A 17,503-nucleotide genomic window follows, 5' to 3' on the forward strand; every position below is an offset into this window, starting at 1 on the left:
CAAATTCTAACGGCGAAAACCCAATTCTACCGGAGATTCCTGAATTTCTAATCGGATGTCCACTTCATTTAATGTCTCGCTATTTTTTATGCAATTATGACGAATCTCATATTGTAGAAGATTCATATATAGGATAGTTTTAACAGAGGAGGTGAGACTTACATGATTAAACGACTATCAATCATGGTATTGACCAGTATCTTGTTATTTTCCGTTAAGGCTCAGACTGAAGCAGCTGCTCAATTTCCCGATGTGCAAAGCTATACAGCAGAGATTGGTTTCCTTGCTGATAAAAAAATTATTAACGGCTATGGGGACGGAACCTTTAAACCGCAGGAACCGGTTAGGCGGATTCAGGCGGTCCGGATGATTCTGCGGGCGCTTGGGGAACAGGATATTCAACAGGTGAAAAATCCGGGCTTTAAGGATATGCAGCCGGGAATGGATGGCTATAACGAGGTGGCCAGAGCGGTGGAGCTTGGCATTATCAGCGGGAAGCCAGATGGTACCTTTCAGCCGTTCGGCACATTAACGCGGGCGCAGATGGCGAAAATTCTAGTGAATGCTTATTCGCTAGAAGGCGGCTACAATAAAGAGTTTACAGATGTGTTTGCGAAGGATTGGCATCATTCATTTATTATGACCCTTGCAGGAAACCGAGTGACTACAGGCTATGGTGACGCAAGCTTCAGGCCGCTTAATACCATTAGCAGGGAGCATTTTGCGGTGTTTCTGTCACGTGTCCTAAATGATTCGTTTAAACCAATGGAAAGCTATAAGCAGGACCGCCATTTCGTCTATCATTTTGATATCAATGGCAAGCCGTCCACCGAGATGTATGAAGGCAGCTATAATGGAGTGGATTATTGGTTTTATAAACAGGATGATGTCGCGGATGTACATGGTTTTCGTGAAAGCGAGACAGGCTTAGGGTATCTGTTTGCTGATGAGGAAGAAGTACCTTTACTAGCTTATCCAGTTGAATTTGGCAAAAGTTTTGAATCGAAAACGAATGATGCAGTGACAAAAAATGTAGTGACTAATGTCTATAAAGAATTAAAAACGGAAGCACGGACATTTTATCAGGTGGTTGAAGTGACGAATAGCTTAGGCTACCGCAGCTACTATGCGCCGGGTGTGGGACTTGTAAAAATGATTCATTCAAATGGAACGGTCCAAACGGAATTGAAAGACTTGAGCTTTCGAGAAGATTATCAGAGTACGCTTCCGGCCTCTCCATCCTATTTGCCATCTGCTGGATTGATTTATTTCTATAAAAACGCAAACGGGGATACTTTGCCGTTTAGTCCGTACAAAAGTGAAATAGCGGAGCGTGCAATGGTGCAGTATCCGATCATAGGCGCTTCGTTATACAATAGTTCCAGCTGGAGAGGAATTATCCAAGTCACGGTGGAGTCGGAAGAGTTTTTGCAGCATTACGACGAATTCGATGGACTTGAAAATCTGCTGGCTGTACCAGTGAAAAAAGGAAGCACATGGAGCATCCCGGCCAATTACGGGAGTTTCAGTGAACCGCTCATTAAGAATAATCAAGGAACCGTGGTGGATGATCAAGCGAGTTATAAACTAGGCAGCTTAAACGTTTCTGACGTGGTGGTCGTAAAGAAAACGCCGCCGCCGAATTTTCCGCTGTATTTATCAGAGTTTGACTTAGACTTGTTGTTTGCGGCGAGAATCAATGATCAAAAGGTAGAAGCCCTATATAGCTATTACGGAAAAGGGCTAGGACTACTAAAGCGAGAAGCAGTTGTAGGCGGGAAAAGAATTCCACTATTTTCACTAACCGCTTTATATTAAGGCATGAAAAAACCAACCAGCAACTATGTGCTGGTTGGTCTCGATTAAAGCAATCCAGTTAAAAAGTATCTCCACTTATCTTTTTTGCTCATCTTATTATAAGTGTGTTTATTCAGCATTGTTGTATCGAGCGGTGTAATGAACGTTGTGTTATATAAATCTACTTTTTTCGGGAAGAAGGCGTAAGCGTCTCCGTCTTTCAGTCCTTTCTCAACCGCTTGGCGGCTATTTACAAGCAGGCCAGTATCAACAGTGCTTTTTTGAACTCTTCCTTTGTTCGTTAATAACATCATGTATTCTTTTTTGCCTTCTTTTACGACACTTTCAGCAGGGGCAACAGGAACGCTTAATGCTTCATTTGTAATCACTGTTAAGCCTGCCGTCGTTCCAGGTACAGGTTCTTCTTTTAAAGTAGAGACCTCACCTTGGTCGAGCTGAATAGTAAAAGGATACTGGCTTTTTCTTTTGACGGAAGGTTCTTGTTCAGGGAAGCTCGCAACTTCTGCAATCGTCCCGTTAATTCTAAATTTTTCATTAGGCAATTGGACTTTTACTTTTTGTCCCTGCTCTGTTTTTTGGAGCTGTTTCTCATTAATGACCCCTTGTACAGCAGGAGATGAAGAACGAATCGTCATAATGGGATTGTGTAAATCCTGTTGAATGGATTTAATGTACCCGTCATAGGAGGAGGCAACGGAGAGTTGTGATTTTTTTGACTCTACTTTCTGAATCAGTGTATCAAACTTTTTAATCTCCTCATTCAATCGCTTTTTCTCCAATTCTTGCTCAGCAATTTCTTTTTCCATGGCAATAACGGCTTCGCTTTCTGCCGGATCTGTATTACCTGCTGGATCGTTTTGTTCGTTTTTCTCTAAATCTTTCTTTAAGCCATTTAATGTTGATATATGCTGGTCGACATAAGTGATTTCACTTTCAAGCTGCGACTTTTCTGCTTCTAATTTTTCTTTCTCTTCTTCTATTTCAGCTGGAGAATATTCGAAAAGGGAAGTTCCCGCTGATATTTTTTCTCCTTCTTTTACTAAGAACTGCTGAAAGGTCCCGATCTGGCTGTCGAAATAGATAGGGTGTTCTTCAGCAGGAATGACAACTCCCTCTGTTTGGAACGTCTCCACGACGTCACCAAGGGTTACTTTCCCCCAAGCATTTACCCATTCTGAGCGGTGAACCTTGCTGTCCTCTTTAAAAGTAAGATAAAGGTTTCCGATAATAAAAGCTGCTAATAAACTATATATAATGGTAGATTTCCACTTTTTCATCTGGTTCACCCCCTTTTAAAAAATCCGATTAATATGAATGGATGAAGCAAGCGCACCGAACATCCACCAAATAATTGAAATAGAAACGACGATTAATAAGATAAATCCTTTGTTTTTAGGAGAAATTCTCTTCAAAAACTGATATTGCATCACAGCAGCCCAGATTTGAAAGATGGAAATAAAACCAAAAAACTTTACGATCAGTTCTTTATTTGTAACATACTGCGATAAAGGGCCAAGTCCAAATGGAGAGGAAGGGCGATCTAACCCCCATAAAATGGATAGGGGCACAAGAATAGCGGCTTCGATTAAATAGATGGATAACACCCATGTTTGCAGCCCTAATGTCTTAAAATATTCGACATCAAGCAGCACCCAAAAAAGCAATGAGGGAATGAAGATGACAAAAAGAGCGAAGAGTAAACCCCAAATGGCATTTCCAATTGTAAATAGAGCTTTCATCCATTCAAATTGACTGGCTGTTACATTTGGAAGTTGACTGGAAATAGCTTCTGAACCTATGCCGAGCCAAGCTCCAGAAGTATAAATGATGATACTTAATAGTGTTAAAACGAAGAGAGGTTTCCACAATCCTCTTATAGTTTCAGCGTGCTCTAACTGGTAAAAAGCATCTTTAGGACGCAATAATCCTTTAAGCGGCTGGATACGTTGCATTACAAAATCCTCCAATATTTAAAAAGAATTGACATCAACGACTATTATATACAATAAGAAGAAAATAGACTACTAATATAGTAGAAAATAGAAGAATTATAAGAGTAGAACGCAAGAAGTAAAGTGAATTTGGGGAATTATGCGAATGTATCGACCGCCGAAATATTTGAAACAATATGTAATGTTTCGTAATACGATGAACACTGAACTGTAACCCCCTCTTAAACTCTAAGTGGGGGTAAGCGTGTTACAATGAGTCTCGTCAGCGATTACCGGCGAGGTTAATTGAGCTGTTAATATACATTTAGATATGTCCCTCTAGTCATTGGATAAATTAGTATCTTTTAAAAAGTTTCTCACAGGCGGCTATTTCTTGTTTCCCTTTTAATTGGAATTCAAACTGGGAAGTTACCGCGTGTCAGAACAACAGGAGGTTTTTCTAACATGAAAAAACAAATTATCGCACTTGCAGCTACTACAGTAATCGGCGGAGGCCTTTTTGGTACAGCTGCTTCAGCTAGCACATATACAGTACAAAAAGGAGATACGCTATGGGCGATCTCTCAAAATAACAATACAACGGTAGATGCACTGAAAAATGCTAACGAGCTTACTTCAGACCTCATCTTCCCTAAACAACAATTACAATTGAGCGGTGAGTCAGCAGCTCCTGCTAAACAAGATAAAAAGTATCATATTGTAAAACCGGGAGATACACTATATAACATCGCGACAACAAACGGTCTATCCGTGAGCGCGTTGAAAGCAATGAACGGTTTATCTTCAGATCTTATCTTACCTGGTACTGAACTTACATTGAACGGTCCAGTTAAAGGTGTAACTGAAACAAAAGAAGCAGCAGCACCGAAAGCTGAAGCACCAGCACCAGCTCCAAAACAAGAAGCGCCAAAAGCTGAAGCACCAGCTCAAGCAGAAGGGAAAACAATTTCTGTAAAAGCGACAGCTTACACAGCTGATTGCCAAGGATGTTCAGGTATCACAGCAACTGGTATCGATGTAAAGAACAACCGTAACGCAAAAGTAATCGCTGTAGATCCTAATGTCATTCCACTAGGTTCTAAAGTATATGTTGAAGGCTACGGTGAAGCAATCGCCGGAGATACTGGCGGAGCAATCAAAGGTAACCGCATCGACCTTCACGTACCAACAAACAGTGAAGCTATGGCTTGGGGCGTAAAAACTGTAGACGTAACAATTTTAGACTAATATAGTTAAGCATTAACGAAGCCAGAGGGCAGAATCCCTCTGGCTTTTTGTCGTGGATAAGAAATAGAAGATGAAAAGTGGTAGTGAAAGCGAAAAAATCGACACTCAGGATATAAAGAAGCTAGTGAGTGAAAATAAAGTGGTTTGAGTGAAAACAAAAAGCGAGTGAGTGAAAAGAAATGAGCAGGGAGTGAAAAGAAATTAGCGAATGAAAACAAACCTAGAGTAAGTGAAAATAAAGTGGGTTGAGTGAAGATAAAAAGAGAGTAAGTGAAAAGAAAATAGTTGTGAATGAAAATAAAAATCTCCGGGGCAAAAACATAGAAGGAAATATAAAATATTGCAGGGACTAAGGAAAGAATCTGCGGAAGAATCATTATTAGCCACCTCACCATGAAAGATTGCAATTTCGCTCTGCGTTTATTTTTATTCATTGCAATTCTGCAGGAAATCCTATACAATCTATCTATCTAATATCCTGCATGTCATTCGTCGCAATAAAAAAACCAAAGCCTTATTGCGAAAGGCTTTGGTTGACTTGTGACCGCTGTCGTGCGGAGATCGATTTAGCTTTTTTTCGTGAAGCGGCAGGAATATTCCCAATAATAAACTTGCCGAACGGAATTTTTTGCAGCAGCCAAGCGGCTAAAATGCAGGCTGCCGTATTTAATACGAACATTAATGGTATATACATAGATAAACGCATAGGTACAAACCAGCTATGCATGATATTTTGCATCATTGGATGCAGTAAATAGATCGCAAATGAGTAGCGGCTAATTAGCATGACCGGTGCCGGGATCTTTTTCATCTTAGTCATCCAGTAGAATAGCAGCATAAACAGGGAAACAGTGTAAAAGATGACGTCAATTCGTCTTGATGTCATCGCGCTGAATTCACCTGATAGAAACATATAAACCATAACTAGCGCAGAACTTGCACAGATAGCGCCAATCGCCTTTACATGTTTTTTGATAAAAAAGCGTGTGGCATTAATATTTCTGCCTAAATGCCAAGCGGCAGTAAAGTAGAATAACCAGCCAGGAAACAGCAATCTTGAATAGCTGGACCAAAATACCTGCAGCATTTCTGAATCGGGTGCTGGCGTGTACAGGAACACATATGTGTAAGTAATTTGGACGCTTGCAGTCACTGCTAAGGTAAACCATACGGAAGCTTGTTTCATAAAGCGGATAAAAAACGCATGTAATAGATAGAATTGAAAAATAATCAAGATGAAATACCCATGCCAGCTGACTAGAAATAGATGCTTAGCACTTTGGGTTAGAAAGCCTTCCATTGTAAATCCTAATGTGAATTGAGCGTATGCTGCGTACAGAAAAGAAATAAATACATATGGAAGAAAGATATATTTTATTCTTTTTTGAAAGAACCCTTTTGGTAACTGATCAGGGTAGGCGTGCGCAAGCAACACCTCTGAAATTAAGATAAACATCGGTGTAGCAAATAACAGCATTAATTGAGCTGATTGTACAATGGCTGCGGTTTTTTCGGGTAATTCCGGGTTGTTTACGAGCATCAATGTTAACAGATGAATGAAAACAACACTCAGACAAGCAATTGCCCGAATCCAGTAGATTTCATTAACCTGTTTCTTCAATCCTGCACCTCCAACGATTAAATTAGATTTCTCCACCTGTCATATTACTATAGGGTTTAGTAAATGTCACTGGAAGCATAAGTATGAAAAGGGTATAGCTAACAATCAAAATAGGCTGGCGCTAAATGCGCCAGCCTATTTTGATGTGGATGTGAATAACAATCGGTGCGCTCGCATCATCATGGCGGCTAATTGGCCGCGAGTCAGAGGGTTAGAGGGATTGAAATAAACTTGTTTATTGATAATGCCGGCCTCAGCTAATTGCTGAACTGCCAGATAAATTTCATCTTCTCTTTTCACGTCATGAAAGGAGTAAACACCAGTTGGCAGGTGCACTTCTTTAGATAATGCACGGTGAAACAGTAAGGCGGCTTGTCCTCTCGTCAGCGTCCGCTCTGGAAAAAACTTTGAGCCCACACCTTTAATGATTCCGCTATGGTGAGCAGATAAAATCGCCAGTTCAGGCGCGTTCATTTCGGCTTTCACATCTGTAAATGGTGAGTGTAATTCAGGAGGAGCCTGAAATGGAATTAATCGGCCTAAAATCATTGCCGTGTGTTTTCTGCTGATGGGCTGATTTGGCCGATAGGTTCCGTCGCCATATCCATAAATATATCCTTCTAGGCTCGCCGCAGTAATATCTTCATACCCCCAAAAGGATGAAGGAATATCTTTGAATCCAGCCTTTTGTCCTTCGGGGTTCACTGCCATCAATGTGTGAACCTCTTTTATAGATGAACCTGACACAGCAACTGCCGTGATTCGTTCTGCAGGACGGGTCTTTTTACTCTCTAATTGGATTGGAATTAACGCTTGCTTAATCGGTAATACAGCTATTTTTTTATCATTTACAAATAAATGAATGTTGCTTTCTGTTAATGCAGAAGAGACTGCCAGCCAATGATTCTTCATAGTTAATGGCTGTTTATTTTTTAATGTCAGCCATTCCATCAAGTCCGGTTTCTTTTCAACGTCTAAAAGCTTCTGGAAGTTAATCAGTCCATAACCGCTTTGCATATCATAGCCCTTAGCTAAAACGTCGTTTGTGCTTTTGGTGAGCAAGCTTTTTAATTCTACCTGACTAATGTGAGGCTGGCGAATTTTTAATAAAGCGGCAGCGCCGGTTACGAATGGAGCGGCCATCGAAGTACCTCCCATCCTTTCGTAGCCATTTCCAGTATGGGTGCTTAACACGGATTCACCGGGTGCTGCGAGGTCGACCTCCCAGCCAAAATTAGATGAAGCGGCTTTTTTAAGGTCTGGTGTTAAAGACGCAACGGTGATCACATAGGGAAAAGAAGCTGGTGAAACAGTTGCGGTCGATTCATTTGAATTTCCTGCAGCGGCAATGACCGGAACACCTTTAAGATAAGCTTTCTTAAGTGCGCCATCGAGCATGAAATGATGGCCTTTTCCGGCGATGCTGATATTGATGACATCTGCATCCATAAGAAGAGCGGCTTCGATAGCCTTGGCCATCTCTTGATCACCGCCGAGTCCGAATTTATTTAATGCTTTCATTGGGATAATGTCTACTGGCGCGTGGCCAAGCACGCCTGTCACGCCTTTTCCATTGTCAGGACATGCCGCTAAAATACCCGTTACATGGATGCCGTGTCCATACTGATCGAGCGGCGATAATTCTCCTTCAATGAAATTCTGACCAAGGCTCAGCAACACGTTATCGCAGAAATCCTCATGCGGAGCAATGCCTGAATCAATGACGGCAATCCTTGCATGCTGAACACCAGTCACTTTTTGAATGCGTGGTGAAAATGGGTGACCTTCAGCTGATAAAGAAAGTGTAATGGATGAAAGAGGTGTACTTTTCGGCAGAAGCACATCAAGCCGGGAAGAGGTTCCGGTGGTTGAAGCCAATTCCTTGCCGTTTTCATCTTGTGCGCGTAAAGTCCAGCTGATTTGTTTGTTGTCAATTTCAACAGATAGACGAGAGAGTCTGGTGTCGCCTGTCTGTACAGTAAAGGAAGAAGCCGAAAATGACTGTCCTGTATAAGTAAAGGAGGAAGAACTAGTTTGAAACGTTTTTTGCATAAATAAATTCGTGGAAGGTTTATTGTAATGTTTCCACATAGCAGGAAATTGAACAGTTTGCAGAGAGGTTTGCCCGCTGTATAAAGGGTCGTTTACAGCTGCTTTTGTATAGGAGTGAAAGGGAAGCAGTAAAATGAAGACAGAGATAGATAGAATAATAGAGTAGCGTTTCAAGGGAGTGCTCCTTTCTGTTTCAGCACGAGAAGGTGTCTTTTCTATAGTATATAGGAAAGGAATGAAGGGGGGAATAAGCGGATGGGCGAGATATAAGAAAAGCTGCCTTATATAAGACAGCCTCTCCTGCATTTATTATTCTGCTATACCAAGTGGTGTGTTTTCTAAATAGTCATCCACTGTAGATTTCGTTAATTTTTTGCCGAAATCATCGGGGAGATTTGGATTGTGGTGACGAGTGACTCTATGAGCGATCAACCGGCCGATTTTTGGATAAAAGTGATTCGTGTCATAATAATTAGCTTCATTTTTCGTTACTGTATTCACATCGTTAAAGTGATAAACTTCTCCGAACACAGAGACGGCATCCCTTAACCATTGTTCATATCCTGCGCGTACAGGCGGATGGTTTAATTCGGTTGTGAAGCGGGAGGCGGTGATCGGCGTTGTTAATGCGATAAATCGAGTATCAGGGTATTTATCCTTTATTGCTTGAATCGTTGGCTTATAGGCAGAATCATACTCATAATCTAACTTCTCGTAACTTGGCAAAGCCGCCTGAATTTTTTTCTCAATCACTTTTGGGTCCAGCTGATCCATAGAAGCGACGTTATCACGGTTATACGTGCGGTCTGGAAACCGCTCATTCGCTAGCGAGTGCCGGGCGTTTTCAATCGATAGTTTGAGCGTATCCATCGACAATTGTTTTTTATATTTATAAAATGGATCATCCAACGCCGCAATGAATCCATCAATTGGCGCAGGGTAATCGGTAAACCGGACATTCGTTTCGAAGAAATCCAGTCCGATGACAATTGTATCGATTGGCTGGTCATTCATCTCCTGTGCGTAATCAATCATTTTAATAAATTCATCGATAGATCCAAGGGCGACGGCATAATTAAAGGCATCGTGTCCAATGAAATCCTTTTGATTCACATACACCATCCGGCTGCTGCCGAGAATTAATGTGTCGAAGGATTCATCCGTAAATGTCAGCCTGTTCGTTTTTTGTTCCCGTTCATTGACAGGCTTTTGAATTTGATTCCATTTATTCTTATGCGTATGAAACCATAGCGGGTCGACGATATAATTGACCATTGCCACGCTGCCAAGTCCGAGCAGGAGGCAGGCAGTAAATAATAGAATCCATCGTACAGGTTTCTGTTGTGTCATATTAACTCCACCTAAAAATTAAAATAGATAAACTCACTTACTTTAGATAAATTTAGAATTACATAGACGAATAGGACAGCTGCCCAAACGGCGCTTTTTAAATCAAACTTGAATTCATCCTTCAGCTGCATCGAATTCTTTAATGTGAAAGCGGCGGTTAATGCCGCGAGTAATAAGATTAGCGGGAGCGGGGCAGCAGGAAGAACCCATTGCTCCACCGCTGTGAACGTGCCGTTAAACATTTGAATGAATGAATCAGGCACAACCCCAGCAGATAAGGTCACCCCATTCATGCCGGACATTCCCTTTAAAACTTTCCAAGCATCTTCTAATGTAACTGCGCGGAAAAATACCCAAGCGATGTTCACAAAGTGAAAGGTGATGAACCATCCCAAAAGTACGTGCATTTTAAATCCAAGCTGATTCCAAAAACGGTGAACAACAGAAGCAAGGCCGTGCAGGGCTCCCCAAATAATAAATGTCCATCCCGCTCCATGCCAGAAACCGCTAATTAAAAACACTGCTAAAATGTGAAGATAGGTTCTAGCAGGTCCTTTCCGGTTGCCTCCAAGCGGAATATAAATATAGCGAGTTAAAAATTCACTAAGCGTAATATGCCAGCGGCGCCAAAAATCCTGGATATTGACCGCTTTATAAGGAGAGAAAAAGTTCTTCGGCAGCTGAATATTAAATAATAGGCCAATTCCGATCGCCATATCGCTGTATCCGCTAAAGTCAAAATACAGTTGCAGTGTATAAGACAGTGAGACGAACCAAGCTTCAAAGAATGTTAATACAGCTGTCTGATCAAACCCCTGCGTCGCAAACACCGCGAAGTAATCGGCAATGGCCACTTTTTTAAAAAGTCCGATAGAAAAAATAAAAAGGCCGAGGGCGATATTGGCTGGACGAATTTTTGCGTTTGCCGGATCAGAAAACTGTGGCATCATCATTTTATGATGAACGATCGGTCCTGCGATCAGCTGAGGGAAAAAGCAGACAAACAGTACATAATCCAGAAACTCTGTATTCCTTGTTTCAAACCGGTACGCATCTACTAAAAAAGCAATCTGCTGAAACGTAAAGAAACTGATAGCTAATGGAAGAGCAATGCCAAGAAGGGAATACTCTTTATTCAAAGCTAAGTTAATGTTTTCGATAAAAAAATCCGCATATTTAAAATATAAAAGCAGGCCTACATTAAATAGAATGCCAGCAGTTAACACATATGGCCGCATCGGTTTGCCTTCTTGTAAGCCAATTAGCCATTTCCCAATCGTGTAGTTTACTAAAATAGAAGCAACAATCAGCGGCAGGAAAGAAATTTCCCACCAGCTATAAAAAAACAGCGAGCCCAAAACTAAAAATACTTTCGCAACTGTTCGCTGATTCCATTTTAGTAATAAGAAATAGCCAATAAACATGATTGGAAGAAAGAAAAATATAAATTCATAGGAATTAAATAACATAATCAGGCATCCTTAGTGTTGTGATTTCTTATCTATTTTATCAATTTCATCCATAATTATCATCTTTATTCAATAGAATGGGAGAAACTGTTATATCCAAATAACGTTTAACATCTTAAAAAAATCCCCTGCAGCAAGTACAGGGGAAGTCTTCAATTATTTGAATGTAGGCACATCATGATACAGTGTATAGCGATCGACCATATCATACAGCTTTTTAATGTTATTGACTTGCTTTACGGACCAGCCAATATCTGTTGCATATTGATGAGTGCCTGGGCGCTCTGGGTTCCAGCGCATCTTATATAATGTATCTTGCTTATAGGTTTCATTGTTAATATAACCTTCACCGATATATTCCGCGCCGCCGATAATCGCCGCTTCAGGCGTAAACCAGCCTTCTGTATAGGCCCGTTCAGCACCACAGCTTTCGGCACAATGGTCATATGCGCCAATACCATACATATTGTAAACGATCTTTGGCTCAACCGGTTTTCCTTGTACAGTCGAAACAAGGATTCCATTCGAGAGCTTAGAGGAGCCGTTTCCTGTTTCAAGCAGTGAATGAGAGATCAGATAAATTTCGTTAATGTTATGAGTCGTTCCGGCTTCTAAAAAGGCTTTGCCTTGCTGAGACAGTATTCCTTTATTGACCAGAATTTTATCATTTAGATCACTGAGCGAAATGCCAGCACTTTGTGAAAGAACAAGGAACTGGAAGTATTCTTTGCTGTCTTTAGTAAAATTAGCTGGGTTGGCGAAACGGGCCGTATCTGCGCTTTTAGCATTTCTCCAGGCACCGAATCTAATTTCCAGCCAGCTGCCTTCTTTGCCTAGCACTTGTATTTTATCGCCAGTCTTTAATTTACCAAATTGCCAATAATCAACACCAGCGCCTTCACGGACATTTAAATTGTCAGTATTGACAGTTCCCGTTACAGGGAATGTTGTTCCGGTGAAGTCTACATATGCACTATGTACATAAGCTTTCTCATTGCGGTAAAGATCGGTTTGCGGCACGCGCGTCATTTGTGTGTTTAAGAATTCATTAAACGTGATTGGGTAGTTTGTTGTTTTAATAACAGGCCCCACCACTGCATCTGCTTTGTTAATATAGCCAATTCGATTAGCAATCATTACTTTATACCATGACCCTGCTTCCCCAAGCACTAAGTAGTGTTCTCCTTTATGAATAACGGCGAAAGGTTTCAGTGTTTGATTAGAGTTGTCGTAGACAGTCGCATCGTTGACGGTTAACAAATCCACATCTGATGGAGTAGACTGCGCACTATTTGTGTATTCATAGGTGCTTGTTGGTTTTGTTGATTTCTTTAATACAAACGCCGTTCCTCGGTTGTACTGAATTTCATGCCAGTTTCCATAATCGCGAATCCGTTCGTACGTTTGTCCTTTTTGAAGAACACCGACTTTTTTCAATGTTCCAAAGTTATTTTGCATAATCGGCAGTTCTTCAGCTGTGACTTCAAAATAACGGTCTGTCAGTTTGAAATCTGTTGTTGGCTGCGGTTCTGCCGGCTTTTCTGGTGTCGGAGCAGGTGCTGGAGTGGATGTATTTAACATACTCTCATGAAAATACCCCGTTCTGCCGATGAAGTTTACTTTATACCAGGTACCCATTTTGCCAATTAGTTTCACTTCTTGACTGGAATTGATCGCCCCGAATGGTACGAGCTTCCCGGACGTGTTATCGTACACGACTGTTTTCTTTGTTGTTTTCACAAGCGGACCGCTGTTTGACTGCGTCACTTTATTCTTTACATCTTTTCCGTTCGTAAAGGAGACATTCCCTTTAAAAACAAACATCGTTTTGGCTCCGAAATGAACCTTTAGCCAATTCCCGCTTACTGAAGAATAAGGATACGACTGTGTTTGATCTAATTCTCCGACCTTCACTAATTTCCCATTGGCGTTATCATAAACACCAAGATTTCCAATCGTTGGTTTAAAGAATAGTCCTTGCGTTTGTGTCTGTTCCACTGGATTTGCGGCCTCTTCACTAATTTTTGAACTGTGAATATAACCGATTCGTCCAGCTGTGTGCACTTTTACCCAGTTCCCGGCTTTGCCTATAATCGGATATTCAGCGCCTTTTAAAATTTCTGCAAATGGAGTAAGCGTGCCCCCGGAGTTATCATAGATTTCTAGATCTTGAGACGCTTTAAAGGAAGAGATGGATTGAGTGGAAGCGTCCCAATTGCTTTCAGCTTTGCTGCTGCTTGGTACGGTTGATGCAGCTAAGACAAACCCGAACTTCTTTCCGAAGCTGATTTTATGCCAATTTCCATAAGCGGAGATTCGCTCATATGTTTCTCCGGCTTTAAGTGTCCCCATAGGAACAAGCGAGCCAGTGGAATTGTCATAGACCGTTATGTCGGCATTCGCTTGAAAATATTTCGTTTCAGCTGTAAAGGCAGCTTGTGTACTTTGGAAAGCCGATGTTGCTGTTGTAACAGTTGTTCCCTCTGTGTTTGTTAGCGTTTGCTGAACGTTTTGTTCAGTTGCGCTATTCGTCTGTGCGATCCCTGATATTGGTGCAGCCGTGATGGATGACACAAGAAGCAGGGCGGATAAAGATAAATGACGTTTGCCTTTCATAAATGAACCTGCCTTTCTGATGGTAACTATTATTATACTAACTTTAAATTGGGATTGTAACCATATATTAATAGATTAGTCTTGCAACTTTTTGAACCTTTAAAAAGAAATACTGTTTTGTATGCCAATTCTTGTATCGGTAAATAAAACGAGCTTTTTACGTTTTTAGTAAAAAAATAGCGAAATTATCATAAAACTACTAATTTATAAAGTGATTGTTATAAAAGATATTTTTATGTAATATGAGATTTGGGTACATTTTGGAAATGAAGTCTGGAAAATACAGTTATTGGGGAATTTTTGAACATAGTTTAGGAGGGTAATGGGTTGTTTTTAATCAAAAAGCAGCAGATTTATATTTTACTAGTGTTAATGATGGGAAGTTTATTCAGTTTAGGAGAATCGGCTCATGCAGCTGTAAAGGAACGTTTTACTGTCACTCCTGGAGTGGAGTATCACAAGGATCAATTTGATTATTACAGCAAGAAGATGTCTTCTGATGTGATGACAATGGATTTGACGAGACCAGAAATAAAAGTGGAAGCGGGAGTTCCGAATCCGATTAATACGTTAGCGACTGTAAGTGCTCGGGCGAAAGTGGATTCGAGAAATGGTCACAGTGTAGTCGGTGCGATTAATGCTTCCTTTTACCATTTTGCGAGCCGGATGCCGGCCTACTTAGTGGCGGAGAATAACAAGGTATCTACTTATGGTGTGATTTCTGCAGGCTCTGGTGAATACATGAGTGTGCCGGCAGCTTTCGGCGTCACAGCAGACGGTAAAGCACAAGCGGATACATTCGATTATGTTTCATCATTTGAAGTGAACGGAATGTCGATGCCAGTCGCGTCGGTCAATAAGGTTCGCGGAAGTGAAGAGGCGATTGTTTATACACCGAGCTTCAGCTATCCAACGACAAGAACGAATACAGCGGGGATGGAAATTATTGTTTCTACTTTATCGAACCCGGTAGATTCAGGTGAGCTTGGCAAACCGACCACTGGAATCGTTCAAGAAGTTCGGTCTTATGGACAAGGAGATTCTGTCATTCCTCATAACGGCTATGTTCTATCTATACAAGGCGGAGCAAAAGCGTCACGTCTTGCTGGAGTGAAAGCGGGAGACCGGATTTCATTAACAATTGACGTTGATTCACGCTGGAAGAATTCACAGTTTATGCTCGCAAGCGGACCGCTATTAGTTCAAGACGGCAAAGCAAATTTAACGATGGATGCGAACAGCTATCGGGCGAAGTCAAGAGAACCTCGGACAGCTGTAGCGGTAGATCAAACGGGAAAACGGGTATTTTTTGTCACAGTAGACGGCAGACAGCCTGGGTTTAGTGAAGGGATGACTCTGCTTGAGTTTGCTCATTACTTGGCGAGTCTAGGCGCGCATAGTGCGATTAATCTAGATGGCGGCGGTTCGACAACGATGGTGACCCGCCGGTTAGGAGATCTGTACCCAACGGTCATGAATTCTCCATCAGGGGGATCGCAAAGAAGTATATCTACTATTTTGCAAGCAGTGACGACTTCTCCTGCTGGGGTGCCGTTACGAATGATAGTAGCGGCTAATCATCAATCAGCTTTAATTGGGTCGACGATTATCGTGACACCGAAATTGCAGGATTCATTTATGAAGGATGTTCCTTTTCCTGAAGATCAAGTCAAGTATACAGTTGAAGGTAATATTGGCCGGATGAGCGGTCATCGATTTGTGGCGGAACAAGCGGGAAGCGGAGCAATTGTGGCTCAATATGGTTCATTCTCCGCACGCCTTCCTATTACTGTGGAAGCGGCGCCAGCGAGAGTCGAAATTGAACCGAAGCAAGTTGCTATTGGTGCAGAATCAACTCAGAAGTTTACGATGAAAGCATACAGCCAATCAGGTCAGGAGCTTGAAGTGAATCCATCGATGATTACATGGTCAGCGGATAGTGCTATTGGTGTGATGAAGGCAGACGGAATATTCACTGCGGGAACAAAAGCGGCATCTGGAAAAGTGAGAGTGGCTTTCAACGGAAAGCCTGCCGGCGAGTCTGCTGTGGCTATTTATGCGGGTGCGATTCCGGCTGAAAACTTTGAAGAGGCCTCGATGTGGAGTTCTTCAGCGATTCGGGCAAGCGGACAAGTGGCGTTTATGGGTGCTGCCGCTCCGCATGTAGAAGGAATCAATGCCTTAAAGCTTCAATATGATTTACGTTCTTCTGAAGGAACAGCGGCGGCTTACGCGGATCGAAAATCACCTATTGTCATTAACGGACTGCCGAACTATCTTGGCATGTGGGTATATGGTGACGGGAAAAACCACTGGCTTCGCGGGAAAATGACAGACGGAGCTGGAAAGGAATTTGCTTTAAACTTCACAGAAGAGAGCCAACTGAACTGGACAGGCTGGAAATATGTCAAAACGAGCATTCCTGCCACTGCACAAGCGCCGCTTAAGGTCTCTTCTCTATACGTGGTAGAGACGTCTAAAGCACGAGAAGGCAGCGGCGTGATCTACATGGATAAGCTGCAGGCGGAATACGGAACTCGTTACGTAGAGCCTGCCTTAGAAGTGAAGCCAGAACCAGAGCCGGTTGACTTGTTCACAGACGTGACGGCCGATCACTGGGCGAAAAAGGAAGTGGAATATTTAGCTGAAAGAAGCATTATCACAGGCTATGGTGATGGGACGTTTAAACCAGAATCCACATTATCAAGAGCTCATGCGGCAGTGATTCTGTCTCGGGTATTGAAGCTGAATACGACAACTGTAACAGATCCGGGGTATAAAGATGTCAGTCGAAGCCACTTGTATTTCGGCCCGATCGCAGCTACGGCGAATGCGGGTGTCATTACAGGAAAATATAATCAAACCATTTTTGACCCCGATAACACGTTGACACGAGGTCAAATGGCGGCGATCCTTACACGGGCGTACAAGCTTGAGGGGATGCCAGCCGTGCCAATTACGGATGTGAAAAACACTCATTGGGCCTATAAAGAAATTCATGCTTTAGCAGCCAATGGCATCACGAACCCTTATCCGGACGGATCATTTAAGCCGGAAAATCAAGTAACTCGAGCGCAATTTAGCGCATTTGTTTATCGTATTTTGACGAAATAAGATGAAGATTGAGGGAGGCTGTCCAAGTGGGCAGTCTCTTGTTTGATTTTTCGGGATTTTGCGGAATCGCCGATAGAAAGTTGAAAGGCGCCGTTAGAATCGGGTTATCCGCCGATAGAAAGCTATTATCCGCCGATAGACTCCCACAAGCCGCTGTTAGACTCTCAAAAATCCTCCTTGAATCCGCACAAGTCTCCAGAATTTCTGCTTCAACGAATATTTACGGTGTCATTCGTTGCTATTTTTCAAAATTCTATTGAGTTTTCCTCAGAATAGACTTTATT

General features: G+C 41.9%; 10 protein-coding genes. 3 read left to right on the forward strand and 7 right to left on the reverse strand.

The window, feature by feature from the left end:
- The first annotated feature begins 162 nt into the window (after window positions 1–162).
- The gene (locus tag JOC78_RS11065) at window positions 163–1,818 is read left to right on the forward strand and encodes an S-layer homology domain-containing protein (RefSeq protein WP_204555688.1); all 1,656 of its coding nucleotides are present in this window, start codon (window positions 163–165) and stop codon (window positions 1,816–1,818) included.
- Window positions 1,819–1,862: 44 nt separating this feature from the next.
- On the opposite strand, the gene JOC78_RS11070 is transcribed toward JOC78_RS11065, so the two are convergent.
- The gene (locus tag JOC78_RS11070; RefSeq protein ID WP_204555692.1) at window positions 1,863–3,095 is read right to left on the reverse strand and encodes an efflux RND transporter periplasmic adaptor subunit; all 1,233 of its coding nucleotides are present in this window, start codon (window positions 3,093–3,095) and stop codon (window positions 1,863–1,865) included.
- 15 nt (window positions 3,096–3,110) lie between these two features.
- Window positions 3,111–3,770, reverse strand: a complete 660-nt coding sequence (locus tag JOC78_RS11075; RefSeq protein ID WP_204555695.1) for a hypothetical protein — start codon at window positions 3,768–3,770, stop codon at window positions 3,111–3,113.
- Between the two features lie 444 nt (window positions 3,771–4,214).
- On the opposite strand from JOC78_RS11075, the gene JOC78_RS11080 reads away from it, so the two are divergent.
- Window positions 4,215–4,997: a 3D domain-containing protein gene (locus JOC78_RS11080; protein ID WP_204555708.1), complete on the forward strand. Its 783-nt coding sequence runs from the start codon at window positions 4,215–4,217 to the stop codon at window positions 4,995–4,997.
- A 514-nt stretch (window positions 4,998–5,511) separates the two neighbouring features.
- On the opposite strand, the gene JOC78_RS11085 is transcribed toward JOC78_RS11080, so the two are convergent.
- From JOC78_RS11085 to JOC78_RS11105, 5 genes are all read right to left on the reverse strand, one after another.
- A complete protein-coding gene (locus tag JOC78_RS11085; RefSeq protein WP_204555711.1) occupies window positions 5,512–6,618 on the reverse strand; it encodes an acyltransferase family protein in 1,107 nt (368 codons plus the stop codon).
- Between the two features lie 135 nt (window positions 6,619–6,753).
- The gene (locus JOC78_RS11090) at window positions 6,754–8,844 is read right to left on the reverse strand and encodes a S8 family peptidase (protein ID WP_204555714.1); all 2,091 of its coding nucleotides are present in this window, start codon (window positions 8,842–8,844) and stop codon (window positions 6,754–6,756) included.
- Window positions 8,845–8,979: 135 nt separating this feature from the next.
- Complete coding sequence (locus JOC78_RS11095) at window positions 8,980–10,020, reverse strand: hypothetical protein (protein WP_204555717.1); 1,041 nt, start codon at window positions 10,018–10,020, stop codon at window positions 8,980–8,982.
- Between the two features lie 11 nt (window positions 10,021–10,031).
- Window positions 10,032–11,489: an MBOAT family O-acyltransferase gene (locus tag JOC78_RS11100; RefSeq protein WP_204555720.1), complete on the reverse strand. Its 1,458-nt coding sequence runs from the start codon at window positions 11,487–11,489 to the stop codon at window positions 10,032–10,034.
- A 156-nt stretch (window positions 11,490–11,645) separates the two neighbouring features.
- Window positions 11,646–14,105, reverse strand: a complete 2,460-nt coding sequence (locus JOC78_RS11105; protein ID WP_204555722.1) for an SH3 domain-containing protein — start codon at window positions 14,103–14,105, stop codon at window positions 11,646–11,648.
- 327 nt (window positions 14,106–14,432) lie between these two features.
- On the opposite strand from JOC78_RS11105, the gene JOC78_RS11110 reads away from it, so the two are divergent.
- Window positions 14,433–17,219, forward strand: a complete 2,787-nt coding sequence (locus JOC78_RS11110; protein WP_204555724.1) for an S-layer homology domain-containing protein — start codon at window positions 14,433–14,435, stop codon at window positions 17,217–17,219.
- Window positions 17,220–17,503 lie beyond the last annotated feature (284 nt).

Origin of the sequence: Bacillus ectoiniformans (assembly GCF_016908875.1) — a bacterium.
Classification (GTDB): domain Bacteria; phylum Bacillota; class Bacilli; order Bacillales; family Domibacillaceae; genus Bacillus_BX; species Bacillus_BX ectoiniformans.